Source organism: Maridesulfovibrio sp., assembly GCF_963677005.1.
In the GTDB taxonomy this organism is placed as follows: Bacteria; Desulfobacterota; Desulfovibrionia; order Desulfovibrionales; family Desulfovibrionaceae; genus Maridesulfovibrio.
The window spans coordinates 1919052-1944380 of record NZ_OY781616.1; the positions used below are offsets into that span (position 1 = coordinate 1919052).

Genomic DNA, 25329 nt, shown 5'->3' on the forward strand with positions numbered 1-25329 from the left:
CGGAGAAGTTCTTCAATTATAAATGGCTCAGGACCGGCTGCAAAAAGTGTATTCCTGTTCATGACAGCCCCCTTCCCTATACAAGAAGCGATTTGACTTTTACGCCTTGAAGCATGCCCAGTTGCCCGGTCAACGCTCCAACTTCGTCCGTGGTTGCCTCGATGATCAGCCCGATGACATTCACGCCCTTGTCGCGGAAAGGAAGCCCCATACGGCCTACAATGATATCTCCGTGTTCACTCAGTGTCCGGTTGACCTTGGGTGCCGATTTATATCTGTCTTTGATGGTTATTCCGATAATTCCCAAACGCTTATCCATTAAAAACGCTCCGCTGCGGTCGAAGGAGAGAAGCAACTAAAGCTTCCGGAGCTTGCCGGGTAAATCCCTGCGGGAAGTCAGGCCACGCCCTTTTCCCCGGTAATTTGCCGGTAAGAAATTCATTGACCGGACCGTATGAAACGGAACAGCCACCAAACAAACGCCGGCCCTTGGGTCAGATATTCATCCTTGCCGCAGGTAGACGCTGCTACGTCATATCTTAGAGATTCAGTTTGATTCCCTTTTCTTTAGCGGCCTTGGCATTGCTGCTGCGGTCGTAGTAATGGGTATGCAGGAGATGATGGGATTCATGTCCGCAGGGACCGTCATGCAGGAAACCGTTCTTTGGATTATAAATTTTTATAATCATCGGGTTATCCTGAGACTTTCTGTATTTGTAGATGCTCTTGTCTGCATCGGCGGCATAAACGGATTGCTGGCGGAGCGCTATGAAATCCATAATATCCGCTACGGCTTCCTTGGCAACATTCACGCCCAGGACCGCATATCCGGCCACTGCACCTGCGGCCTTGATGAAACTGCGTCTGCTTAATTTCATGTCAGTTTCTCCTTATGCCTTGATTTTACGCGCTCTGAAACGTTTGTTGATCTGAGCGACAGTCGAACGGAACAGAGAGGCCCTTATTTCAGGATCAAGAGGCTGCCCGCCGCCGTTTACGCAACCGCCGGGACAGGTCATGATTTCAATGAAATGATAGGGGGATTTTCCTGCCCTGACTTCATCACAAAGTTTGGCAGCATTGCCCAGACCGCTGGCTACAGCAACTTTCGCCACACCGAAGTTGGGTATTTCGATATCGGCAGTCTTGATGCCTTCGTGAGCACGTACAACCTTGATTGAAGGATTCTCCAGTTTTGTTCCGGAAAGGACTTCGTAAGCGAGCCTGAGGGCTGCTTCCATTACGCCGCCGCTGTTCCCGAAAATGGTAGCAGCACCGGTGGATTCACCAAGTACCGGATCAGGTTGTTCGTCAGGCAGGCTGTTGAAGTCAATGCCGGCCTTCTTGATCATGTAAGCCAGTTCACGGGTATTGATGGTGGCATCAATGTCCCTGTCAAAACCGCTGTCGTTCATTTCAGTGCGCACGCCCTCGTATTTCTTGGCGATGCAGGGCATGATAGACACGCTGTATATCTTCTTGGCCGGAGTATCCGTCGACTCTGCTCCATAGGTCTTGACCAGAGGGGCAAGCATGCCGATGGGAGACTTGCAGGTCGAAAGGTTCGGAATAAGGTCGGGATAGAAGGTTTCCGCAAACCTGATCCAGCCGGGACAGCAGGAAGTGAACTGGGGCAAAGGCTTGGCGTCCTTCGTTCCCTGACTCTTGATCCTGCCGATAAGTTCAGTGCCTTCTTCCATGATGGTTAAGTCAGCGGTGAACTCGTTGTCCCATATGTAGTCGAATCCGAGTTTACGCAGGGCTGCATGCATCTTTCCGCCTACGTACGTTCCGGTCTGATAACCGAAACACTCACCGAGTCCGTAGCGGACTGCCGGAGCAGGCATGGAAACAACAATAGTATTGGGATCCTTGAGCTTTTCGGCCAATTCGTCCACAAAGGAGACACCTTCATAAATGGCACCGTAAGGACAGTTGACAAGACACTGTCCGCAGTTCATGCAGACACCGGGATCAACTATCTGATGTATGCCGTCCTCGTTGATGGACTGGATAGCTCCGCTGACACAATGTTCTTCACATGCCCCGCATGCCTGACATTTGGATTCATCAACCCGTACAAACCGTATGGAATCCGGATCTACACCTGCAGGCGGAGCGTACATGCTGTACTCAACACCTTCAATTAGTTTGGAATTCTCATTTGCAGCCGGCTGGACGGCGGCAGCTCCGGCCGGCGGGGACTTTGGCGCGCATCCTGACATGCGTAGCCTCCTTTGTTAACATTGTTAAACAAAACGTCGAATACACCAAACACTCAATAAAAAAACGTAACACTAAAGAATTACTAATACACTTCTATTATTCATGTCAATTGATCGCATCAAAGATTATTTCATTGTAAAAACAGGCGATTGTCTGTTTGTGCTGTGCCGGGCAGGACAGACGTACCGGATATATGAGGCGTAAAATAATGAACTGTATAACTACGAAGTTCGGCTTGAAGCGGAAGGGCTCCAAGGGCCCCTGAAAAAAAGAGTAATGAAGTCCACAAGCGGGACAGATGGATAAAATCAGAATACTGCGGATAGGGGCACGTTTTTACCGTTTAATTAAAATAGCCTGCCCTGTGAGGTTGTATATGAAGGTTGCGTCATTTCTGCCGGAAATCTCATTCACAAACCTGGTAATCCCACGGCATGACGCAAAGCCGTAGTCATCGAAAACAATAACTCCACCACTGACCATTCTCGGCCAGATCCAGGCAAACGTCGATCTTGCAGACTCATAGACATCTACATCAATATGAGCAAGCTTCAGCGGCACACCGACCAGAGCGGCTGTCTCTTCCGGAAATACGCCTTTGAGCACAGCAACACGGTCCAATCCCCTTGAAAGCACATCGGCCTTCACCTGTGCTGCACTTGTATCGTTAAAGTCGCCGTCCAGATGATGATTGTCACGGTCCGAAGTCTTAACTATCCCTGTAAAAGTATCGCACAGGTAAACAGCCGCATCCTGACCAGTCTGTTCCGCCCGGGTTGCCATCAGAATCCCGCTGCCGCCTTTCCAGACACCAACTTCCAATATGGCCCCTTGAAGATTTCGAACCTGAGCAGTTAAATTCCACAAAGAGTGCAGCCTATAGACATCAACACATGTCAAGGACCTTATATTTTCATAAATTTCAATAAATTTACTATCCAGAGCCCATGGGCAATAGGTTGCAACGGGCATGATGGTCTGGTGTGAATTGTCGGCAGAGACCGTTTTTTTGCGTACCACGTATCCGTTTTTATTCAACAAACTTACTATATCTGCCAAATTTTGTGTCACAGGATGTCCGGCTTTATCTGGTTGTAATTGCAATGGGAATCAAAAACAGAATAAATTAGCGCGAGGAAGATCAAAACATCACCACCACTAATCATCACAATATCAACATATTATTATGCTAAATTACCTTTTTGTGACCTTTATTCCATTTCTTAAGATATCTCAAGGTATATTATTATATACATTGCTTTTACCTTATTGTTTTTGCAATATGCAATTCACAAGTCATGAAGTTTCATTTTGTTGAACTGAAAATCTTACCATCAGGGGGAGAATAATGATGCCCGAATATTTTGACAGACAGTTTGAATCTCCTGTTAAGGCATAATTTTCAACCAGACAGAAAAGGACCCGTAATACTACTTCCGGGTCCTTTTCTGCTTAAAGTTAAAGCAACTATCGACTATTTCAACTTCAGGAAGTCTCCATCGACAATAAGCAGTTTTACCCCGTCCTTTGTAACGGACCGGTGAGAACTCAGATCATCAGAGACAACGTATGACATTCCCGGAGTCAGCACGGAACTTGTCCCGTCTTCCTGTTCATTTGTGACTTTACCTTCAAGACAATGAACAATGTGGCCTTTCTGACACCAGTGATCTGCTACATATCCGGCAGAATACTCTACAATACGTATCCGCAGGCCGTGAAACTGCAATGTCTGCCAATATGCAACACCGCTTTCACCTTTATGCTCCGTTTTTTCCACCTTGCTCCAGTCAATTGTCTGGAAAGGTATATTCAAATCGTCCATAAAAACTCCATTTCAGTTATATTTTTATAAAATCAAAGACAAAACACAGAAAACCCAAAAAATATTTACGTCACACCTCAAACAACTGTACCGGAAGTAAAAACATGAAGTTGGACTGACCGGCATCTCGGCCACGTAGAAACAGGCATGGCGCTTGCCGAAATAGGTGTCTCTTTGATACTCAGCGGGAACAATAGAGTTTCAGTCCTTTTCGGGACCTGAATGGAAATAATAAAATGGCTTACCAATCGGAACAACTGAACCGCAACGGAAACAAGATGCAGAAACAGATTTCTTTTTTCAAGGGATTTTATAAATTGATTTCACCCTATTGGAGGTCCGAAGAAAAATGGAAGGCCTGGGGGTTACTGGCCGTAATTGTGACCATGAACCTCGGCATAGTCTATATAAATGTTCGCCTCAACTCCTGGTACAGAAGTTTTTACAATGCACTCGAAGCAAAAGATGTTGATGCTTTTTTTAAATATATCATAGAATTCAGCATCCTTGCCGGCATATTCATCCTGCTGGCTGTCTATGCGCTCTACCTGAACCAGATGCTCCAGATCAAATGGCGTAAATGGGTGACCGACAATTATCTCTCCCGCTGGCTCCGAGAAAAAAACTACTACCGGCTTACGCTTCTTTCTCCCGAAACAGACAACCCCGACCAGCGCATAAGCGAAGACATCAACATGCTGGTAGAGCTTACCCTCAGTCTCGGGCTGGGCATAATGCGGGCTGTAGTAACACTGGTTTCCTTTGTAATTATCCTGTGGGGCATTTCCGGTCCCCTCGATTTTTCATTCAACGGGTTCGGCTTTCATATTCCCGGATACATGGTCTGGGCTGCACTTTTATACTCCATTCTGGGAACGTGGCTGACCATGAAGGTCGGTGGTCCCCTGACCAGACTCAACTTCGACCAGCAGCGTCTGGAAGCCGACTTCAGATTCAGTCTGGTCAGACTGCGTGAAAACAGCGAGAGCATTGCCGTCTACGGTGGAGAAAAGCAGGAGGGCGGACACTTCCTGCATCGATTCAAACTTGTTGTCGAGAACTATTGGAAAATAATGCGCAGGCAGAAAAAACTGACCTGGCTGACCAGCAGCTATAATCAGGCTGCGGTGATCTTTCCCATTCTGGTGGCTGCTCCCCGCTATTTTGCCGGAGTGATTCAGCTCGGCGGACTGATGCAGATTGCATCGGCCTTCGGACAGGTTCACGATGCCCTGTCTTATATAGTCAACTCCTACGTGGGCATAGCCGAATGGATCGCTGTTGTAAGACGACTTACCGGATTTACCGAACAGATGGAGATGGTCGAAAGACATAAAAATGAAGAAAAAATCAGAATAGGCAGCACTGACAGCGACTTCAGGGTAAGTTCTCTGGAAGTGTCCCTTCCGGACGGCCGCACCCTGCTATCCGATCTCAACCTTGAACTGACTCGCGGAAAAAGGCTTATCATAACAGGACCATCGGGATGCGGAAAAAGCACCCTGCTCAGAACGCTTGCCGGAATATGGCCCTTCGGACAGGGCGAAATAGACATGCCCGCCAGAGACAAAGTCATGTTTTTGTCCCAGAAACCGTACCTGCCGCTGGGCACACTCCGCCAGGCCATGTACTACCCCGGATCACCGGAAGAAGGAGATACCCGGATAGAAGAACTGATGAAATTCTCCAACCTTGAACACCTGACCGGAGAACTGGACACCTACGGAAACTGGGGACAGGTCCTGAGCCTGGGAGAACAGCAGCGAGTGGCCTTTGTGCGCATCCTCCTGAACAAACCTGAGTATCTTTTCATGGATGAAGCCACCGCTTCACTTGATGAAGAACTGGAAAACAGAATGTATTCAAGAATATTTAAGGAATGTCCGGACATGGCGGTGATCAGCATAGGCCACCGCAGCACCCTTCTGGAACTGCACGATCTGCGCCTGAAACTCACCGGCAAAGCAGAGTGGGAACTGGTTCCGGCCTGAGACTGAGGCACACACAAGACAATTCCGAAAAATCAAGGGGCTCCCCGCTGGTAACCAGTTACCGAGGGGGGCCCTATTCGCCTGAAAAAGTAACCCGGGTTCCGACCTGCTCTTCCGGCCTGAGCATTACACTTTTTGTGCGAGCGGCCTTTATGATGGTATACCTGATTTTTGAAGTAGGCAGAGTCTGCCGGACTTCCACCCGCATGTTTTCGCCGACCTGTTCAGTTATGTTGTAGTCCCATCCCTGGTCGTTGAAAATATCTTCCACTGCTAGCTGAGCATCCGGAGACAAATGATGGAAAAACAGAACATGGACCCTGGTATCGGACCCGTATCTGCTTTTCATGATATCAATCAGCCCCATGCAGTTCTTCCCGAGAATCCTGGCAAGGTAAGCACAAGTTTCCGATTGTCTTCGCGGGTCATTCATGGCCATTCTTTTACCCTTGGCCTTCTTCTGCCCCAGCACTTCACCGCTTACCCGGTCAATCACCGAGACCTCCAGCAGCTGTTTAAGAACGCACCCCTTGTTGTTTACAGGAGTTGAAGTCTGGCGCAGGTGCAGTTGAACCATGCAGTCAGCCCCCAGAGCCTTGGCGAATTTGAGATGCATTTTCTGCTCATCGTCAATGCTCAGGGCTATATCCTCTCGGCGTTGCTCAATACTCTGCGGGATGGTAACCCGAAACCCCTCGGCACTTATTCTGTCCCGATACAACTGCATAAGGCTGTCCAGCGCTGCTCTCTTAGGCCCCGCACCGGGGACAGGGCCGACCGGGACTATAAGAACCCGCACATTCCCAAGGTTGGCCGCATGAGTCCGAGCAGGCAAAATAAACAACATGCACAGCAGAAACAGCAACGGATAAATTTTATTCAAAGCCCCTCCTAATCTAAAAACATCGCCTGCCCTGCCTATGGCTAAACCCTGCTCCGGATAAAATCAACAACCCCCCGAGCCTTATCGAGCAGGGACTCCGGCTCTCCCTGCGCTCTCACGCAGACCACGGTAATATTATCATGTCCGGCCTGTTCCAGACTGTCCGATAAGAGCCGGTCAGTTATCGCATCACAATCCCCTGAACTGCGTACAACCTTTTCCAGTTCCTGAGGTTTATCCCAATGGGTCATGCCGTCACTGGCCAGCAGAAAATATGTATCACCGGAAATCTTGCCCTGGGTCCTGCCGACTTCGGGGGGGGCTTCACCAAGACCGAGAGCCTGCGTCAAGCGGCTGCGATGTGGATGGGTAGCTGCTTCTTCCGGAGTAATTTCACCCCAGTTGACCAATTGCTGAGCGGCAGTATGATCCACGGTAAGCTGTCTGATACCTTTCGGACCGATCAGCCAGACACGGGAATCCCCTACCCAGCAGACAGTCCAGGCTTCGCCGCAAAGCTGCAGGACTGCCACGGTAGACCCCGGCCTTGGACCTTCTTCCTCCGAGACAGGGAGCGCACGCACGGCCTCATGTGCGGCTAGAACGGCATTTTCCAGAGATTCGCCCATACGGATACGTTGCGCAATGATTCCGACCGCTGTTTCGCTGGCCACTTCCCCTTTGCTGTGCCCGCCAAGTCCGTCACACACCACGAAAAGTCCAAGGTCCGGTTGTACCAGAAAACTGTCCTCGTTATGGGGACGAACCTTGCCGGTATGGGTCCTGCCGCTGCTGTCGACTTTCATTTCCATGGACACGGTCTCATTTCCTTTCCGCTATGGTTTTTACGGTCAACCGCGCATTACCTATCACGAGTACGTCATTATCCTTGAGGACCGCTTTATTCCCCGGTTCTGCGCCCGCGATTCCTATTTCACCGGAATCGTCCTGCGTGAGAAAGGCCAGCCCTTCATCAAACGAAATGGCACCGACCATTCTTTCCAACCCCGGAATGGCAATCAATTGATTCTCTCCACCAAGCGAGACCGAAACATCAACCATGATGAAAACGGCTCCGTTCTCTACCCCTTCCACTCCCGTAAGCCTGGCGGCATCACCATTTTCTCCACTTACGAACTCAAGGTGATTGGAGTTGGGAAGCATGACGACATCCCCGTTTTCCAAACATTTGCTGGAAACGTCTTCATCGTTTACCGCAAGGTGTGCCTCGCCGTTGGCTACGGCAAAATAACGTCCGGAATCGAATTTGAACCAGGCATGCGGTCCGCGTGAAATATGCGGATCACGAAATGAGAAATTCCACGTCCCTGCACTGTCCACCCGCCCTAATCCCTGCACCGGTCCGGGTACAATCACCACTCTTCCGGCAGAAGCCCCTTCAAGGGTCAGTCCTTTGATGGCAACAAACAATTCGCCAGCCTGCTCCCTGAGTTCACCGGAAACAGGTGCGGGGGAATTATCCAGCAGTTCCCTCAGGGCAAACGGGTCACGGCGGAGAATTGCTTCGCGCACAGCCGCTTCCGTTTCCGCCTGTGTAAGATACCTGCACTTACGGGAGCGCAGCATAAGATATACAATTCCACCAAGCAAAAGCACTACACCGGCACCGCCACCCGCGATTTCATTTTTATACAGCCGCACGTATGAATTATCTATCCTGGCCCGTCCGACCAGCTGCTTGGTGTCCGCCTTGAGGAGCTTGATATCTATATAGAATTTCCCTTCCTCCCAGAAATAGTCACCCTGAACAATCCACTGCGCCTTCAGGGCTCCGCCGAGGTCGATCTTGTCTTCCTCGTCAACGGAAATATTCTCGGTGTCATCCATTATGACTTCTTCAAAACGCCGCCAGTCGGAATCCCGAACCATAAAAATCCTGGTATCGCTGAAAACCTTTTCAACCTCATCATGCACAGTCTGACTTTGCGCCTGCTGGGCTTCAGAAAGATGCTCCGAGCTATCCGCTCCCTGCGGAAGAAAACCACCCACAAGAACGCCCTTCAACGGCAGCCTGATATTTTTTGCAATCAAATCATCCTTGAGTTGAACGACAAGCCCTTCGGACATACGCTGCAAAACATTTTTACCGGGAATCTGTTCGGCAAAAGCCATTGATGCACAAAGACCCAATAAAATTGTGATCGATAGAATTCTGGTTGTTTTCATAATACGTTCTTATGCTTCAGTTGGCGGAATTATTTAACTTTATGTCTAACACAAATTTCTTAACCAAATTACTGATAAACCGAAAGGGGTGTTTGAACATAAATAAACCTACGCTTTAAAAGAAAAATTCCCCCGGTTCAATATGAGCCGAGGGAAATAACAGCTGTTTCGGGCAAACAAAAGGTTGCCGCTCAGCATATCCGGTTCTGACCGGAATAAAACTCTACTGGACGATTCCGTCGGCTCTTGCGTCAATCATAAAGTCAGCAAAGGAGTCGAGCAGAAAGTCTATATGGCGGACGACCTGCCCAAGGTGTACCGGTGCATTTTTATCAACCAGGATAAAATCTTCGCACTGAAGGTCCCCGTCCTTGTCTACAATAACCTTGCCCGGAGCCCACTTGCCCTGTCCCCATTTGTTGATCCACCTGAGTGCGGAATTTGTATTTTTAACCCTTCCGCCACCATTGGAAGGAAGAATTACGACCTTGATTCGTACAAGATTCGGCTCGCCGGTAGCTTTCGTTCTTGAAGCAACGGTGGTGTCTACTATGAGAAGAAGACTTTCCTTATTGTTTCCACGTTTTACACCGAATTTTGCAGTAAGATATGCATCCTCGGGATTGGAACTCAAATATTTTATATTAACATTCCAATCCTTTGTTTTCCTCATATACTTGGCGATAGCCAGCTCGATAGCTTCATCAGATTTTTCCATAAAAACCAGAGGGACTTCTTTCGCCATTGCGTCAATACTGAAAATTGAAATCAACAGCAGAACAAGAGGAAGTATTATTATTTTTTTCATTTGGTACTCCATGCTTTTTGTATGGCCTCTCTTTGCTTATCTTGAGCACGAGAGGGAGTTGAGTAATGACTCTGAATGGCCCTTTCCCATTCTTTTTCTACTTTTGAAGAAACCTCCTTCTGTTTGAGTTTTACTTTCAAACGATAGACATCCCCTCTGGGCACAGAAACGGTTTTGGTTAAATCATTATACTTATTAAGCATTAACTTAACTTTGTATGACCCGTTTGCAATATCGCCACTCTTGTAAGGGGTCTTACCCACCTTTTTCCCGTTTAAATAAACAGAAGCTCCGGAGGGTGTGCTGGTAACAACCAGCCCGCCTACATTGACACTTAGCTTACCGAAAACTTTGATGCTGCCTCCACTTGGAACATCTACAGTCTCGGAATACCCTCCGTGCCTGGACAATGACAGTTTAATCGAGTGCTTGCCGCGCTTTACATCACTTGCGGTATAAGGAGTTACACCAATCTTTTTTCCGTCAAGAAAGACAGACGCACCGGCAGGCTCACTTGCGATTTCAATATTACCGAACTCCGAAACCAGGCTCTCGGAAATATTGATCTTCCCACCCTTGGGAAGGGTAAATTCTCTGGTAACCGGCAGATATCTATCCAAAACCAGTTTCAGTCTGTAGTCACCGTATTCAAATTCAGGCAGGCTCAATGGAGTATTGCCGACCGACTCACCGTTGATCAGAACGGTAGCCCCGGCCGGCTCTGATGTGACTTCCAGATCACCGAACAAGGGCACCAGACTGACATTCATGTTCTTTGTTTTGCCCCTATCAACATATACATTTTCCTCGAACGGTTCATACCTGTCCCGGACAACCCTGATCTTACGGGTTCCGGTGGGCACCTCGTTAATTGTAACAGGAGTTTTGCCCACACGTCCGGAGTCAACAAAGACATCCGCTCCGGCAGGAACAGAAACGACTGTCAGCATAGGTTCCGAATTTCCAAGGAACATCCAGGCACCCCACCCTGCAGCGGCGAGCACGATCAATCCCAATATAAAAAATACAGCCGACTTGATTCCCCCGGATTTGGGGGCAGGTTCTGTATAAACCGGAGTCTTTATTTGAGGCTGTGGTGCAGGTTCCGGGGCAGGTTTTACTGCCGAGGCAGATACGGAGGCTGCTTTAGGTCTGGCTGGTTCTCCTGCAATCATATTTATAAGTTCGATTGCAGTTTTCGGCCGTCCATCCTTGTCTTTGGAAAGACCGGTGAGCAATGCCCTGTTCACATTATCAGGCAGGTCTTCTATCGGCTCAGGATCCTCGTTCAATATCTGCCAGCGCAGATCTCCGGTAGCAAACGGAGGCTCGCCGGAAAGCATTTCATAAGCAACAGCGGACAAGGCATAGATGTCCGTCCACGGCCCGATGCCCTTGCCGCGAATCTGTTCCGGAGCCATATAAGCCAGCGTTCCGGCAGATTCACGTCCCGAGACGCGGGATGCTGAATCGCGCATGACCCGTGCCAGACCGAAGTCGGCAATCTTGGGCCGACCATCATGGGTGAGAAGAATATTAAGCGGCTTGAGATCACGATGTACAACCGGCGGATTGATGTGGTGGGAATAATCAAGACCTTTTGCTATCTGGGTAAACAGGGGAATAAACTCGCTAATGGGAATCCTCCCGCCCTTATCGAGTTTATGCTGCGTCAGACTTCCTCCATCCACATACTCCATGGTGACGAAAGCCTGCCCCTCCCACGTCTCAAGATTATGCAGACGTACCAGATTTTCATGGGTCAGCCGCAGGGCAATTGCCGTTTCCTTTTTAAGGTCATGAATTGCCTGCGGGTCCATGGCCAGAGACTGCGGAATAACCTTCAAGGCCACGTCATGGTCCATGGTCCGGTCATGCGCAAGATAAACTATTCCCATCCCGCCGCGACCTATTTCTCGCAGAACCCTGTAGCGCCCGGCGACAGTAACCCCCGGAACAATCTGCTGTGCAGCGTTTCCTTCCGGGCCAACGGTATGCATCCCGTCAAAAATATGTCCTTCAAGTGAAGTGTGACAGTTAGGACACTCCTTAGTGCCTTCGGGCAATTCGGTATGACAATTCCAGCATTTAAAAGACATTGATATCCCCTTCATATAACACGGCATAAAGTCTATGCGTTATTCCCAGTCGAATGGAATACATAATTTTTACGTGAATAGGAAGGGGAGAAAAACGAATATAGACCCTACGCTCTTAAAAAAAGAAACATTTAAACGCAATAATTATTCTTAACGCATTTAAATAAATAGCTTTAATTTAAAAACACAGAAATATGAAGGGGAGAAAAATCAGTATAGGCCCTACGCTCTGCACAATACACCTACCGCAAATACATCCGCCGTTTATTTTACCGCCCATTTCTGCTATCGGATAAGAAAAGGTATTTTTGATCCACACCATAGCCGCAGAAGGTAAGGCCGTGAAAAAATCAGATTCATCCAGACGTAATTTCATGAAAATGGCCGGATTGGGGCTTGTGGCCTCTACCCTTCACGCAACATCCGGCAATGTATTCGCAGCAAAATCCAGGGAAGGAGCACCAACGGAAACTCCGGACAGGATTGCCGGGAAGGGATACAATGTTGTCCTGATCGTCACTGATCAGGAGCGGTATTTCAAAAAAATCCCCGAAAGCGCGGAACTTTCCTCCAGAGAAAAAATAAAGCGTGAAGGTGTCAGCTTCAATAATCATTACAATTGCTCAAACATGTGCACATCCTCGCGTTCTGTCATCTACACAGGCCAGCACATCCAGCACACCGGCATGTTCGACAATACCAATCTCCCCTGGCAGCCGGACATGTCCACGGAAATACCGACCATCGGACACATGATGCGCGAACTGGGCTACTACACCGCCTACAAAGGCAAGGTGCACCTAAGCGAGGCCCTCACTCCGGAAGCCGACAAGGATGATAAGCTGATGACCGATGCCATGGAGCCCTACGGTTTTTCCGATTTCAATCCCACCGGCGACCACTACGGAAAGACTCTGGGAGGATACACCCACGACACAGGCTTTGCCGGGGACGCCGTGAACTGGCTGCGTGCAAAGGGAGCGCCACTCAACGAAGAAGGTAAACCGTTCTTTCTGGCCGTAAATCTGATCAATCCGCACGATATAATGTACTTTGACACGGACCCGGACGGAAAAGACAAGCAGCAGACCGGAAAACTGCTGGACCCGATCAACAGGGCACCAGAAAACACCGTGTACATGAAAAAGCATCAGGACTTTCCCCTGCCGGAAAACCTGTATCAGCCCATTACGGAAAAAGGCCGTCCGCGAGCTCACTATGAATACCACATGGGCTGGGATTACATGGTGGGAGCCATTCCCGATACCGACGCTCACTGGACCAGATACCGGGATTACTATCTGAACTGCTTAAAAGATGCGGACATGCAGATCGGGACAGTTCTTGATGAACTGGAACGGCAGGGCATGCGGAAAAACACGGTGATAGTCTTTACCGCGGATCACGGCGAAATGGGCGGAAACCACAACCTGCGCGGCAAAGGTCCGTTTTCATACGAGGAGAACATCCACGTTCCCATGATCATTATGCATCCGGAAATTTCCGGCGGGAAGTCGACCAGAGCGATTTCATCCCATCTGGACCTGGCTCCGACACTCATGAACCTGACCGGGGCGGAATCCGCAAAAATACAGAAAATCACTCAGACCCTTCCGGGAAAGGACATGAGCCCGGTTCTCAGGAATCCTACAGGAGCCGGGATTGACAGTATCCGCCCCGGAGCACTGCATTGCTTTGACATGATCCTGACCGTGGACGGGGATTTCATCAAAAAAACAGTGGAAGCATTTGACAAGGGTGAAGACTGGGTCAGGGAAAAGAACATCCGCCCCGATCTTTCCAAGCGGGGAAACATCCGCATAGTCTTTGACGGAAGATACAAATTCGCCCGTTACTTCGCCCCATTACAGCACAACACACCGGAAACATGGGAAGAGCTGAAACGCCTGAATGATCTGGAACTGTTCGACCTGAGAAACGATCCGCATGAAATGCACAATCTCGCGATGACCCCTGAAAAAAACAAATCCCTGATCATGCGCATGAACAGGCTGATGAACGAACTTATCAAACAGGAAGTGGGCAAGGATGTCGGACGGGAACTTGAGGACTATCACGACTGGGTAGTAACGGACCTGCGTCACTGATGTCCTACTCCATCATAGCCAAACCGGTTGGCCCGCGCTGCAATATGCGCTGCACCTACTGCTATTACCTTGAAAAGGAATCGCTGTTCACAGGCTCCGGAGGGAAAACTTGCGGAACCATGTCCGAACAGGTGCTTGAAACCTATGTACGGCAGATGTTCGGTTCACCCGGCACAGGACCTGTGGAATTCGTCTGGCAGGGGGGAGAACCGCTGCTGGCCGGAATCCCCTTCTATCGGGAGGCCGTGCGCCTTCAGCAGAAATACGCGGGTCAGCGTCCATTTGCCAATGTGATCCAGTCCAACGGCACCCTGCTTGATGACGAATGGGGGGAATTTCTGGCCCGGAACAGATTTCTGGCCGGAATCAGCCTTGACGGTCCCGAAAAACTTCACAATGCCTACCGGGTTGACCGGCAGGGAAACGGTTCTTTCAAAAAGGTCATGAACGGTCTGGACATGCTGCGCAAACACGGTGTGGATTACAATATCCTTGCCACAATCAACAGCCGCAACGCCGACCATCCGCTTGCGACCTACCGTTTTCTCCGCGAACAAAGTCAGGGTTTTCTGCAGTTCGTACCCGTGGTCAGGCAGGACACGGAATCCGAATCCGGAGTTACGCCGTGGAGCGTGGAATCAGGCCGGTTCGGAGAGTTTTATACTGCGGTTTACGACGAATGGATCAGCCGGGATGTAGGTAAAGTGTTTGTTCAGCTGTTTGACGCAACTCTTGGCAACTATCTGGGGGGCCCTGCTCCGGTATGCTATTACGCCGAAAACTGCCCGAAAACCGGGCTGCTTGAACATACCGGGGAAGTCTTCGCCTGCGATCACTTTGTTTCCCCAGAATATAAGCGCGGCAACATCATGTTTCACTCGCTCCGGGACATGCTGGAATCAAAGGAACAGAATTCATTTGTACTCGGGAAATCCCGAAATCTCCCTACAGAGTGCCGCACCTGTGCGGTACTTTTCGCATGCAAGGGAGAATGCCCGAAGAACCGCTTTCTGCGGACAACTGACGGTACAAAGAATTATCTTTGCGCCGGATATAAACAATTCTTTGAACACAGTGCCCCTACTATGAAACAAATGGCCTGTATCGTAAGACAGGGAAGACCGGCCGAGGAAATAATGTATTTATTTAGGGCAGAACAGCAGCATGTTCCAGAGTAGACTGATGGACGAAACAAAGTCCGGAAGGACAAACAGATTGTTGTCTCCGGATTCACAAAAGTAAAAGAACAAAACAAAAACATAACTGAATAGTAAAACAATTCTGAACAACACAAACATGCTGCATAACACCACCATTTACCCACGCAACATACTGCTAAGCAGCCACAACCGCTATAACAAGATGTAAATAACACATAAAGCAAACGCAGTATTAACCGCGCACTCAGATTCTGTTACAAATTTCACCGACATAGCTCTGAACAACAGAAAAGACTCAATTCTTTTGAAAGAATTATGTCATTTTTGTAAATATCTTTTTTTAGTGACATTAGTTTTGATTGTTTTTATACCAAAAATGTATCCAACTCATTACTGACAAAGCCGAACCCCGTGCGCGCGAGATTCAGTTTGGGAAAACGCCAAGCCATATCGTAATTCGAGAAAGGAACTGACTATGGATAAACCGCTAATTGACGTGCTGTGGATTTTGATCTGCTCCGCCCTTGTTTTTCTTATGCAGCCAGGGTTTATGTGCCTTGAATCAGGACTGACCCGATCAAAAAACTCAATCAACGTTGCTGCCAAAAACCTGGCCGATTTCGTTTTTTCCACCTGCAGTTTCTGGTTCCTCGGCTACGGCATCATGTTCGGTACGGAATACTGCGGACTCTTCGGCACTGATTCCTTTTTCACATCAGTCCTCACAACGCCTTACATGACTTCGTTTTTCGTTTTCCAGATCATGTTCTGCGGCACGGCCACTACTATTTTTTCCGGCGCCATTGCCGAGCGTATGTCGTTTGCCGCATACCTTATCGTCGCCGAAATTCTATCCACCATTGTCTACCCTCTTTTCGGCAACTGGGCATGGAACGGCTTGGAAACCGGCGAACTGCAGGGGTGGCTTGGGGCCCGCGGTTTTATTGATTTCGCAGGCTCGACCGTAGTCCACTCCGTTGGCGGATGGGTTGCCCTTGCCGCCCTCATAGTAATAGGTCCCCGCAAAGGACGTTTTGCTCCGGACGGAACCGTAAGGGAAATGAACCCATCAAACCTTCCGATGTCTGTGCTCGGAACACTGCTGCTGTGGTTCGGCTGGTTCGGATTCAACGGCGGCTCCACCCTGACTCTGGACAAATCCGTCTCCATGATCATTGCGAACACTGTTCTGGCCGGATCATCCGGGGCAGTCACCTGCCTCATGCTGGGGTGGTTCCAGTGCAAAATGCCGAAAATTACAGATCTCATAAACGGCTCGCTTGGTGGGCTCGTGGCCATCACTGCAAACTGCCATGTGGTCTCAGGACTGGATGCCGTCATAATAGGGGCAGTGGCCGGACCTATCTGCATCTGGGCCGAAAAACTACTGGAAAAACTCAGGATTGACGATGCGGTCGGCGCTGTGCCGGTCCACCTGTGTTGCGGCATCTGGGGAACACTTGCCGTGGCATTATTCGGAAAGCCGGAACTGATCGGCACCGGGCTGTCCATGACGGACCAGTTCATAATTCAGCTTACGGGCGTGGCCGCAGCATTTGCAATAGCCTTTCTTTTCCCGTTCTTCCTGCTCAAGGGCATAAATAGGATTTTCCCCTTGCGAGTACCGGTGGAAGAAGAGGAAGACGGCCTGAACATCTCCGAACACGGGGCCAGAACAGACCTGCTGGACCTGTTTGAAGCCATGGAACGGCAGGCGGAAACCAAAGACCTGTCTCTGAGGGTTCCGGTTGAACCTTTCACTGAGGTCGGCAGCATTGCAAAATGCTACAATCAGGTAATGTCGGCGCTGGAAGAAAGCGTTTCCAAAACCGAAGCGATAATCAACACCGCCACGGACGGCATCCTGACCTTTTCACGCGACACAATGGCCCTGCTTCAAGCCAATCCTCGAGCCAGAGAGATGTTTGCCCTTCCCGGATCAGGCTCCCTTGACTCTTTCCAGTTTACCGATCTTGTCGATCCCGGCGAGAAAGACACGGAATCCCTTTTCTGCTCCAGTTCCGTGGAACTGAACGGCAGCAGTACCGGAGGAGATAGTTTTCCTATCGAGGCAGTCATAACCCCGGCCAAGGGAATGCCTTTTTATACGGCCATCATCAGAGACATTACCGAGCGCAAGGAAGCGGAACTGGAAATACGCACCCAGCAGGCCTACTTCCAGCAATTATTTGAAAGCTCTCCGCAGGCGATTGTGCAGGTGGATACTCTGGGAGTGATAAAGGATGTGAACAAGGGCTTTGAAAGCCTGTTCGGTTTTTCCAGAGATGAGGTCATAGGAGCCTTCAACCGCAGTGTTGTGGTGCCGGAAAATCTCCAGGCCGAGGCAAGACAATTCAACGAAACCCTCATGACCGGGCGTGTCGTGGACAAGGAGACTGTCAGACGGCACAAGGACGGGCGGCTCATACCCATATCTCTCATAGGTTATCCCATCTATGTTGAATGCGATCTGCGCGGTATCTACTATATATATACGGATATCACTCAGCGTAAGGCCTTTGAAGACCAGCTGTCGCATCAGGCCTTTCACGACTCCCTGACCGGACTGCCGAACAGGGTCCTTTTTTCCGAACGGCTTTCCAGAGCACTTAAACGCTCAAAGCGGAATAAAAAATATAAATTTGCGGCCATGATGCTTGATCTGGACCGGTTCAAATGGATCAACGATACTCTCGGACACCACGCCGGAGACGAATTCCTCATCGCTATTGCCGACAGATTGAGTTCCTGCATACGCGAAGTGGATACTGTAGCCCGTCTGGGCGGCGACGAATTCGGTATAGTTGTGGAAGAGTACGGTTCCTATCAGGAAGTCATCAGGATTGCCAAACGAATCCAGAATTCTCTGCAGATTCCGCTTTCTCTGGCCGACACCAAGGTTACGTCCAGTGCCAGCATAGGCATAGTGCTGAAAGTTGAGGATTATCAGGACGCGGACTCCCTCATGAGAGACGCGGATATAGCGATGTACCGGGCCAAGGAACTGGGCAGGGCCAGATTCAAGGTCTTCAACCAGCGCATGCATTCACGGCTGGTAGCCGAAGTTGAACTTGAAAACGATCTGCGTGAGGCTATTCAGGAAGAACAGCTCACCCTTTATTACCAGCCGATAATGAACACATTCACAGGCGGATTAAGCGGATTCGAAGCCCTGCTGCGCTGGAACAGCCCGACCAGAGGCATGGTCTCTCCTCTGGTCATAATTCCCATGGCGGAAGAAACCGGCCTGATAGTTCCTCTGGGGCAATGGATCCTGAGAGAAGCCTGCATGCGTATGAAGCAGTGGCTGGATACTACGGGTATCACGGACCTGACCGTCAACGTGAACCTGTCTTTCAAACAGTTCGCACAGCCGAACTTTACCCAGTTCGTCAAGAGTTCGCTGGAGCAGACCGGGCTTTCGCCGAAAAATCTTAAACTGGAACTTACCGAGAGCTGCCTGATGCAGAACCCGGCTGAAACCATGGTGAAGCTTTCCGCATTGCGCGAGCTCGGAGTTCAACTGGTGATTGACGATTTCGGAACCGGCTACTCCTCGCTGAGTTATCTGCAACGGTTCCCCATAAACGGTCTCAAGATAGACCGGTCTTTTATTTCCGGTGACCCCCATGACAAATCAAACCGGGAAATAGTCCGGACAATCATCAGTATGGCCAAAAGTCTCGGGCTTGAAGTTGTTGCTGAAGGTGTTGAAGATTCAACGCAGCTTGAAATGCTCCAGAACATGTCCTGCGACCGGGTCCAGGGTTTTATGTTTTCACGCCCGGTTGAGGCTGAGAACGTTGAAAAGTTCATCAGGAAACATTTCCCGGATAAGGGTCAGGAATAGGCATGATGGCCCGCCAGCCGGAAGCCTGATTCCGCAAATTAATCAATCTTGCTCGTCCGCCCGAAAAGCTCGGTCATTTCACCGAGTTTTTCGCTGATGAGCGGTGTAAGCTGGCCGGGAAGCAGTTTCCATCCCCAGTTGCCGTCGGCTTTTCCGGGAATATTCATACGCGCACTGCTGCCAAGCCCAAGCAGGTCCTGAACCTGTATAACGCACAAACATCCTACGCTTGACATAAGCAGCCGGATAAGTTCCCAGGAAACCTTGGACTCGTCCAGCCAGTCCCGCCCCAGATAAGCCAGCAGATGCTTGCGGCTGACCTCGTCAGCGTCTTCGCTGAACCACCCCCGGTTTGTATTGTTGTCGTGCGTGCCGGTATAAACAACCGAATTGCGTCTGTGATTATGCAGGGCATCCCCGCAGTAGCCGATATCGCTACCAAAAGAAAATTGAAGCAGGTTCATACCCGGAAGCTGAAAACGGTCCTTCAGATAGATGACGTCCGGGGTAATATGCCCAAGGTCCTCGGCTATTATACGCAGGCATCCTTCTTCACAGGACAACTTTTCGAAAAACGCATGTCCCGGTGCGGGAACCCAGTAGCCGTCCATAGCGGTCTCGGCCTCGGCAGGAACTTCCCAGTATGCGGAAAAACCGCGAAAATGATCCAGACGCACCCAGTGGTAAAGTCCCAGATTATGTTTCATCCGGCTGACCCACCAGCCGAAGTTTTCATCTTTTAGAACATCCCAGTCATAGACGGGATTTCCCCACAGCTGCCCGGTCTTGCTGAAGTAATCCGGTGGAACACCGGCAACGCAATACGGTTCTCCCTGATCATCCAGCTTGAAAATATGCCGGTTGGCCCAGACATCGGAACTGTCATGGGTCACGTAAATAGGCACATCGCCGATAAGCTCGACACCTATCTCCCCCAGATGATCCCGCAACTGCCCCCACTGGCGGAAAAATATCCACTGGCAGAATTTTGCGAACAATATCTCGCGAAACAGCTTTTCACCCCAGTGGCGCAACCCTTCCGGGTGTCTGTCGCGGATATCCTCCGGCCATTCAGTCCAGCTCGCGTTGTTGAAATGATTCTTCAAGGCCGAAAACAGCGCAAAATCATTCAGCCAGTGCATGTTGTCCCAGAGAAACTGGTTGAAAAGCGGATCGGAAAGCAGAGCCTCGCCCTTACGGGAAAAAGCCTTGCGCAGCAGATCACTCTTTATGGCTGAGGCTGTATCGAAATCGGCGTGGTCGCGATCAGGGACAGTACAGGCAAGGACCTCCTCATACTCCAGCAGGCCGTAATCGACCATAAGCTCGGGACTTATGAGCAACGGATTAGCCGCAAAAGCGGAACATCCCGAATAAGGCGAGTTGCACAGTTCCGGTCCGGTCGGAGTAATAGGCAGAACCTGCCAGAAACGCTGCCCGGACTCGGCCAGAAAATCGGCAAAGGCGTAGGCTGCCGGCCCCAGGTCACCGACTCCGAACCGGGATGGAAGTGAGGTGAAATGCAACAGTATTCCGCTTGACCGTTTCATAAAAAACTCCTTGCTCTACGTACGCTGAACGACCGGAAGGTCCGGTACTCAGCCCATATTGCAGAGCAAGGAAGAATAAGTAAAGCGGGATTAATTTCAATCAGGTCAAATTATGGCCGCCCGGAATCAACCGGGGTACAAAGAAACAACGCGAACGACTGCGGAGCCATCATTATACTCTCCTCAGCCGGGAGCAGCACCGGCAATGGATCAGCGGTTCCACCATAGGCGGGCGAAGCACTGTATATTTCAGTATTCCATATGCCTTCCGGGAGGAACCCGGCCGGTCTGCAGGAAGTTTCATCATGGTTGAAATTGAGCAGCACCGCCGCATACCTGCGACTTCCTGTAACACTGTTTCTTAAGACCAGCACCAGTCCCGGATTTATCTCCTGAACCTGACTTCTGCTGCGGCAGGGTTCGTGGATGGTAGGATGTTCGCGGCGGACTTTCAGCAGGCTGTGATACAGAGACAGCATGGCCTTACCGCGCTCCGTCTCCATATTCTGCCAGTCCAGACGACAGGCGGAAAAAGATGATCCGGCATCCGAAACTGCCTCCTCCCCGCCTTCGGAAGGCAATCCGCTGCAGGTATCATTAAAATACAGGAAAGGAGCCGGTTCGCCGTACTCCTCGCCCATAAAAATCATGGGAACATATGGAGAAAGTATGGTCGCTCCTGCGGCAAGCTTGGCGGCTTCGAACCCGGCCTTTTCGATAATGCGGCATTTGTCGGCCGGACCGGAATCCCGATCATGCCCCTGCGAATAAACCACGAACTTGCTGCCGTTCAATTCCGAATGGTGCTGTCCCTGAAGCCGCATGAAATGCGGAGAAAGTTCCCCGCGATAAGCAAAGCCGTACTGCAAAGCCGAAACCATTCGGCGAGGATCGGCATAGTCCTCCAGCAGTCCGTCACTGCTGCCGGTCAGTCTGCATTGCAGGGCGTTGCAGAAATTATCATTATATAATGCGTCCAGATTGTATCCTCCCTTGTCATGAGGGAGAACGGGACGTGCCGCATTTCGCTTGTCCCCGGTAATGACCACGCAATGTCTGCCGCCGGCACGGGAAAACTTGCTGACCCTTACGGACAGTTCCTCCAGAAAATGTACCGGGCTCTGGTCAAAAATAAGATGGGCGTCACTTATGCGCAGACCGTCCACACGGTAATCACGAAGCCAGGACAAGGCGCACTGGATAACCATCTCCCGCACCCCTCCACTGAACCGGCCATCGAAATTGACCGCCTTCCCGTGGCGCAGGCAATATCTGTCGCTGAAAAGCAGGGGATTGAAAACGGACAATTCTTTTACCGGCATCAGCGACGCGCAAGGCACATCTATTAGAACGGCCATTTCCCTGAGGTGACATTCCCTTACAAGCTTCTTGAACTCGTCAGGAGAACCGTAAGGACTGTGCGGGGAATATGGAAATTCCGTTGCATAGCCCCAGGCCATGTTACCGGCAAAACCGGCAACCGGCAGAAGCTGCAAAGTATTTACGCCTAGGTCCCGCAGGTAATCCAGCCGGCCGATCACACCTTGGAAACTGTGTTCCGGGCTGAATGTTCCCACATGCACTTCATAAATAATCATTTCGCCCATAGGCAGACCGGCAAAGTTGTCTCCCATCCAGTCAAAACAATGGTGGTCGATGACCACCGAGGAATCCCTGAGTCCCTTGGGCTGCCACAAAGATGCCGGGTCCGGGATGCCGTTCTCCCCGTCCAGCGTAAATGAATACATGGTGCCGGGCATTATTCCGGAAAGGGTTATTTCATGAAAACCCAGCCCCACCGGGTCCATGTCCCTGCTTATCCCGGCACTGTTTTTTAATGAAATACTGGCATGTTGAATATGGGGTGCAAAAATTTTGAAAGAGCATTCTCCGTTTCTGTGAAACCTGGCGCCGAAGTAAGACTTATCCATATGACCACTCTTTGAAAGAATATTTTGTTTTTCCTGAAACGATAATGTATACTGATTACAAAAGTAGGTTCGCCTTTTGCATGTGTCTCAGTACTTACATCTCGAAAAACAGTATCAGGAGGCAGAGCATGAAAACCTATCACGATTCCCGAGAAACTGAGGAACGGGTCAAGATCGCTCAGGTCATGGGCGGCGAAAGTGCTGTTATCCACGAACTGGATTTCCAGGATGTGGCTATATCCTCGAATGCAGTGCGTACTCTGAAGCTGGCAGCAGCGGCCGTGATGAACCGCTATATGCCCGGCAGCCGTCCAGAAAAACTGACAGAATCACAAGCCGTTGCCTTTTTCATTGACCGGGTATTCTGGGACGAGGATTCCATGGGGCTTATCCTTTGCGCCGACATTGCCTCACGCAGCTTCTGCATCCCCATCCCCAGTGAACACTGGCATATGAAAACCGATCTTGGAACTATTCAGTAGTTATTTTTAAAAGTTTTTGCAAGCAGATTATAAGCATAGGGAGGTTTATCCTCCCTTTTTTATGATATTATATATAGAAATATCTATTAAATTTAACGTATATATTTTATCTACTGCAAATCAGCAGAACTGTGCCCTTTAAGGGAAAGACCGACTCTGGCGTTCTGATCATGTACATGCCAGGGCTTTTCCTCGCAGCAGTCCGGGAATCAGCGAAATGTAAACCACATGTCACTGCGGAGTAACACACCGAAAAAGGAGAATGGATATGGTTGATAATTAAAAATTCCAAAGCATGGAGTGTCCAATGGTCAATGAAAGATGTCCGGAACTTTTTCGTCTAAGCTCGCCTTTTGAAGATCCTTTCAGGGGAGCCCTGTTCTCCGTCCTTCAAAAGCCTCTGTCCAGCCTGCTGTGCCTGCCCAGACTGAACTCGCTCTACAACATTGCGCAGGATGAAAGCTGCTGGGACGGTCAGACCGATTTTGTCAGCAAGGCTCTCAAACTGCTGGGAGTGAACACCGAAATTGATGAGCAGCAGATCAGGGCCATTCCAAGAAGCGGCCCTTCTGTTGTGGTGGCCAATCATCCCTTCGGCGTGGTGGAAGGCATTTTCCTGCTCCGCATGCTCAAGATGGTCCGGCCTGATGTCAAAATTATGGCAAACTTCATGCTCGGCCTGATACCAGAGATGCACGAACAACTCATCTCCGTGGACCCGTTCGGACGCAAGGATTCCCATAGAGGAAACATCTCCGGACTCAAAAAGGCAGTCAAATGGGTCAGGGACGGCGGCATGCTGGCCGTGTTCCCGGCCGGAGAAGTGGCCAGCCTCAAAATCAGGGACCGAAAAGTTGAGGACCCGGCCTGGAGTCCAACGGTTGCGGGCATTATCAAGAAAACAGGAGCCTGCGCTACTCCGGTATTTTTCAACGGCCGGAACAGCGCCCTGTTTCAGGCCATGGGGATGCTCCACCCGCGCCTGCGCACGGTACTCCTCCCGCGCGAAAACCTGAACAAAACCAGCGGACAGGTGGAATTCGCCGTGGGCAACACAATTTCAAACGACAGGCTTATGGATTTTGAAGAGAACAGGGACCTTATCGAATACCTGCGCTTCCGCACCTATGCCCTGCGTTCCAGATTCAAAAAGAAAAAAGCTCCTGCTCCCGTATTCAGAAAAAAGGAAAAGCCGTTATGCGAACAGGTTGAGAAAAGCAGGCTTGCCGCAGAAATAAAAAGCCTGGGTTCGGAAGCGATCCTTGCCGAAAACAGCGAATTTCTTGTCTACGAAGTGCACTCCGCCAAATGCCCCTTCATCCTCCATGAAATAGGAAGACTGCGCGAAAAGACATTCCGGCTTGCAGGCGAAGGAACCGGGAGAGCCGCGGACGTGGACCGCTTCGACAACACCTTCGTCCACCTTGTGCTCTGGAACAGAAAAGAGGACGAGATAGCCGGGGCCTACCGTTTTGCACGCACAGACGATTGCATAAAAGCTTTCGGGCTCAACGGTGTGTACAGCCACTCGTTCTTCAGATTCAAGCCGGATTTTTTCGAGACCGTCACCCCGGCCCTTGAACTGGGCAGATCATTTATCCGCCCCAGATACCAGCGCAACTATTTCTCGCTCATGATGCTGTGGAAAGGCATCGCCGCCTATCTGAGCAGGAACCCCAAATATCGCTATCTCTTCGGATGTGTGAGCATTTCAAACGATTACAAGAAACTGTCCAGAGAATTCATTGCCGAATCGCTTATGGCTTCCACCGGGCGCAAGGACCTTGCCGGGCTGATCTCGCCGGTCAAACCGCTTAAGCTGAAAAAGCTGAAATACTGGAAAAAGACACTGCCTGAATCGGCGTTCTCCACCCCTACGGAACTGGAAAACATTGTGCAGGACATTGAAGGAGACAAGAGCATTCCGGTACTGCTGCGCCATTACCTGAAACTCGGAGGGGAACTGGCCGGATTCAACGTCGACCCGGCATTCGGAAGCACACTGGACGGGCTGATAGTGGTAGACCTGCTCAAGACATCGCGCCGGAGCCTGAACAAATTCATGGGCAAGGAAGAAGCCGCCGCCTTTCTGGAATATCACAGTAAAGCCGCCCCTCAGCCAATTATCAGCAGTGAAGAAAATGAAAAAGTAGCCGTCTGATTTAACCGCCCCTGCTTATGGGGCGGTTAAATTACTAAGTCTTCCCTACCGTCATATATTTTGAAAAT

At 50.1% G+C, this 25329-nt stretch carries 18 protein-coding genes; 6 read left to right on the forward strand and 12 right to left on the reverse strand.

The genetic code is table 11. The annotated features are described in order from the left end of the window. Window positions 1-76: 76 nt before the first annotated feature. The 5 genes from ACKU4E_RS08685 to ACKU4E_RS08705 all read right to left on the reverse strand — a co-directional run bounded on the left by ACKU4E_RS08685 (window position 77) and on the right by ACKU4E_RS08705 (window position 4051). Window positions 77-319: a TM1266 family iron-only hydrogenase system putative regulator gene (locus tag ACKU4E_RS08685; RefSeq protein WP_320170677.1), complete on the reverse strand. Its 243-nt coding sequence runs from the start codon at window positions 317-319 to the stop codon at window positions 77-79. Between the two features lie 220 nt (window positions 320-539). Then, the gene (locus ACKU4E_RS08690) at window positions 540-878 is read right to left on the reverse strand and encodes an iron hydrogenase small subunit (protein WP_320170678.1); all 339 of its coding nucleotides are present in this window, start codon (window positions 876-878) and stop codon (window positions 540-542) included. Window positions 879-890: 12 nt separating this feature from the next. After that, window positions 891-2126 (reverse strand): [FeFe] hydrogenase, group A, encoded by a 1236-nt coding sequence (locus tag ACKU4E_RS08695; RefSeq protein WP_320172625.1) that lies wholly within the window; start codon window positions 2124-2126, stop codon window positions 891-893. 436 nt (window positions 2127-2562) lie between these two features. Next, window positions 2563-3330, reverse strand: coding sequence for a TylF/MycF/NovP-related O-methyltransferase (locus ACKU4E_RS08700; RefSeq protein WP_320170679.1), 768 nt, complete (start codon window positions 3328-3330; stop codon window positions 2563-2565). 370 nt (window positions 3331-3700) lie between these two features. After that, window positions 3701-4051 carry a DHCW motif cupin fold protein gene (locus tag ACKU4E_RS08705; RefSeq protein ID WP_320170680.1) on the reverse strand — a complete coding sequence of 117 codons (351 nt, stop codon included), beginning with the start codon at window positions 4049-4051 and terminating at the stop codon, window positions 3701-3703. 236 nt (window positions 4052-4287) lie between these two features. Between ACKU4E_RS08705 and ACKU4E_RS08710 the strand changes: the two genes are divergently transcribed. Further along, window positions 4288-6042 carry an ABC transporter ATP-binding protein/permease gene (locus ACKU4E_RS08710; RefSeq protein ID WP_320170681.1) on the forward strand — a complete coding sequence of 585 codons (1755 nt, stop codon included), beginning with the start codon at window positions 4288-4290 and terminating at the stop codon, window positions 6040-6042. 73 nt (window positions 6043-6115) lie between these two features. Here ACKU4E_RS08710 and ACKU4E_RS08715 read toward each other — a convergent pair whose 3' ends face one another. The 5 genes from ACKU4E_RS08715 to ACKU4E_RS08735 form a co-directional block, all read right to left on the reverse strand. Beyond that, window positions 6116-6925 (reverse strand): hypothetical protein, encoded by an 810-nt coding sequence (locus tag ACKU4E_RS08715; RefSeq protein WP_320170682.1) that lies wholly within the window; start codon window positions 6923-6925, stop codon window positions 6116-6118. Between the two features lie 41 nt (window positions 6926-6966). After that, the gene (locus ACKU4E_RS08720) at window positions 6967-7737 is read right to left on the reverse strand and encodes a PP2C family serine/threonine-protein phosphatase (protein WP_320170683.1); all 771 of its coding nucleotides are present in this window, start codon (window positions 7735-7737) and stop codon (window positions 6967-6969) included. Between the two features lie 10 nt (window positions 7738-7747). Then, window positions 7748-9112, reverse strand: coding sequence for a hypothetical protein (locus ACKU4E_RS08725; protein WP_320170684.1), 1365 nt, complete (start codon window positions 9110-9112; stop codon window positions 7748-7750). Between the two features lie 223 nt (window positions 9113-9335). Continuing rightward, complete coding sequence (locus tag ACKU4E_RS08730) at window positions 9336-9920, reverse strand: hypothetical protein (RefSeq protein WP_320170685.1); 585 nt, start codon at window positions 9918-9920, stop codon at window positions 9336-9338. Continuing rightward, window positions 9917-12019, reverse strand: coding sequence for a PEGA domain-containing protein (locus ACKU4E_RS08735; RefSeq protein WP_320170686.1), 2103 nt, complete (start codon window positions 12017-12019; stop codon window positions 9917-9919). The genes ACKU4E_RS08730 and ACKU4E_RS08735 overlap by 4 nt, the downstream gene beginning before the upstream one ends. Before the next feature lie 341 nt (window positions 12020-12360). Between ACKU4E_RS08735 and ACKU4E_RS08740 the strand changes: the two genes are divergently transcribed. The 3 genes from ACKU4E_RS08740 to amt all read left to right on the forward strand — a co-directional run bounded on the left by ACKU4E_RS08740 (window position 12361) and on the right by amt (window position 19137). After that, on the forward strand, window positions 12361-14127 hold the full coding sequence (locus ACKU4E_RS08740) for a sulfatase-like hydrolase/transferase (RefSeq protein WP_320170687.1): 1767 nt from the start codon (window positions 12361-12363) through the stop codon (window positions 14125-14127). Then, entirely contained in the window at window positions 14127-15305 is a 1179-nt protein-coding gene (locus tag ACKU4E_RS08745) for an anaerobic sulfatase maturase (protein WP_320170688.1), read from the forward strand. The genes ACKU4E_RS08740 and ACKU4E_RS08745 overlap by 1 nt, the downstream gene beginning before the upstream one ends. Before the next feature lie 457 nt (window positions 15306-15762). Continuing rightward, window positions 15763-19137, forward strand: a complete 3375-nt coding sequence (gene amt / locus ACKU4E_RS08750; RefSeq protein WP_320170689.1) for an ammonium transporter — start codon at window positions 15763-15765, stop codon at window positions 19135-19137. Between the two features lie 38 nt (window positions 19138-19175). Here amt and malQ read toward each other — a convergent pair whose 3' ends face one another. Together malQ and ACKU4E_RS08760 are read right to left on the reverse strand one after the other, a co-directional pair. After that, a complete protein-coding gene (gene malQ, locus ACKU4E_RS08755) occupies window positions 19176-20687 on the reverse strand; it encodes a 4-alpha-glucanotransferase (RefSeq protein WP_320170690.1) in 1512 nt (503 codons plus the stop codon). A 110-nt stretch (window positions 20688-20797) separates the two neighbouring features. Next, window positions 20798-22618 carry an alpha-amylase family glycosyl hydrolase gene (locus ACKU4E_RS08760; RefSeq protein ID WP_320170691.1) on the reverse strand — a complete coding sequence of 607 codons (1821 nt, stop codon included), beginning with the start codon at window positions 22616-22618 and terminating at the stop codon, window positions 20798-20800. Between the two features lie 128 nt (window positions 22619-22746). Between ACKU4E_RS08760 and ACKU4E_RS08765 the strand changes: the two genes are divergently transcribed. Then, window positions 22747-23100: a hypothetical protein gene (locus ACKU4E_RS08765; RefSeq protein WP_320170692.1), complete on the forward strand. Its 354-nt coding sequence runs from the start codon at window positions 22747-22749 to the stop codon at window positions 23098-23100. Between the two features lie 307 nt (window positions 23101-23407). Beyond that, window positions 23408-25261 carry a GNAT family N-acyltransferase gene (locus ACKU4E_RS08770; protein WP_320170693.1) on the forward strand — a complete coding sequence of 618 codons (1854 nt, stop codon included), beginning with the start codon at window positions 23408-23410 and terminating at the stop codon, window positions 25259-25261. The last annotated feature ends 68 nt before the right edge of the window (window positions 25262-25329 follow it).

Excerpts from the sequence above, each read along its gene's own strand:
- ACKU4E_RS08685 (WP_320170677.1), bottom strand. The coding sequence starts at position 319 with ATGGATAAGCGTTTGGGAATTATCGGAATAACCATCAAAGACAGATAT.
- ACKU4E_RS08690 (WP_320170678.1), bottom strand. The coding sequence starts at position 878 with ATGAAATTAAGCAGACGCAGTTTCATCAAGGCCGCAGGTGCAGTGGCC.
- ACKU4E_RS08695 (WP_320172625.1), bottom strand. The coding sequence starts at position 2,126 with ATGTACGCTCCGCCTGCAGGTGTAGATCCGGATTCCATACGGTTTGTA.
- ACKU4E_RS08705 (WP_320170680.1), bottom strand. The coding sequence starts at position 4,051 with ATGGACGATTTGAATATACCTTTCCAGACAATTGACTGGAGCAAGGTG.
- ACKU4E_RS08710 (WP_320170681.1), top strand. The coding sequence starts at position 4,288 with ATGGCTTACCAATCGGAACAACTGAACCGCAACGGAAACAAGATGCAG.
- ACKU4E_RS08720 (WP_320170683.1), bottom strand. The coding sequence starts at position 7,737 with ATGGAAATGAAAGTCGACAGCAGCGGCAGGACCCATACCGGCAAGGTT.
- ACKU4E_RS08725 (WP_320170684.1), bottom strand. The coding sequence starts at position 9,112 with ATGAAAACAACCAGAATTCTATCGATCACAATTTTATTGGGTCTTTGT.
- ACKU4E_RS08730 (WP_320170685.1), bottom strand. The coding sequence starts at position 9,920 with ATGAAAAAAATAATAATACTTCCTCTTGTTCTGCTGTTGATTTCAATT.
- ACKU4E_RS08735 (WP_320170686.1), bottom strand. The coding sequence starts at position 12,019 with ATGTCTTTTAAATGCTGGAATTGTCATACCGAATTGCCCGAAGGCACT.
- ACKU4E_RS08745 (WP_320170688.1), top strand. The coding sequence starts at position 14,127 with ATGTCCTACTCCATCATAGCCAAACCGGTTGGCCCGCGCTGCAATATG.
- amt (WP_320170689.1), top strand. The coding sequence starts at position 15,763 with ATGGATAAACCGCTAATTGACGTGCTGTGGATTTTGATCTGCTCCGCC.
- malQ (WP_320170690.1), bottom strand. The coding sequence starts at position 20,687 with ATGAAACGGTCAAGCGGAATACTGTTGCATTTCACCTCACTTCCATCC.
- ACKU4E_RS08760 (WP_320170691.1), bottom strand. The coding sequence starts at position 22,618 with ATGGATAAGTCTTACTTCGGCGCCAGGTTTCACAGAAACGGAGAATGC.
- ACKU4E_RS08765 (WP_320170692.1), top strand. The coding sequence starts at position 22,747 with ATGAAAACCTATCACGATTCCCGAGAAACTGAGGAACGGGTCAAGATC.
- ACKU4E_RS08770 (WP_320170693.1), top strand. The coding sequence starts at position 23,408 with ATGGTCAATGAAAGATGTCCGGAACTTTTTCGTCTAAGCTCGCCTTTT.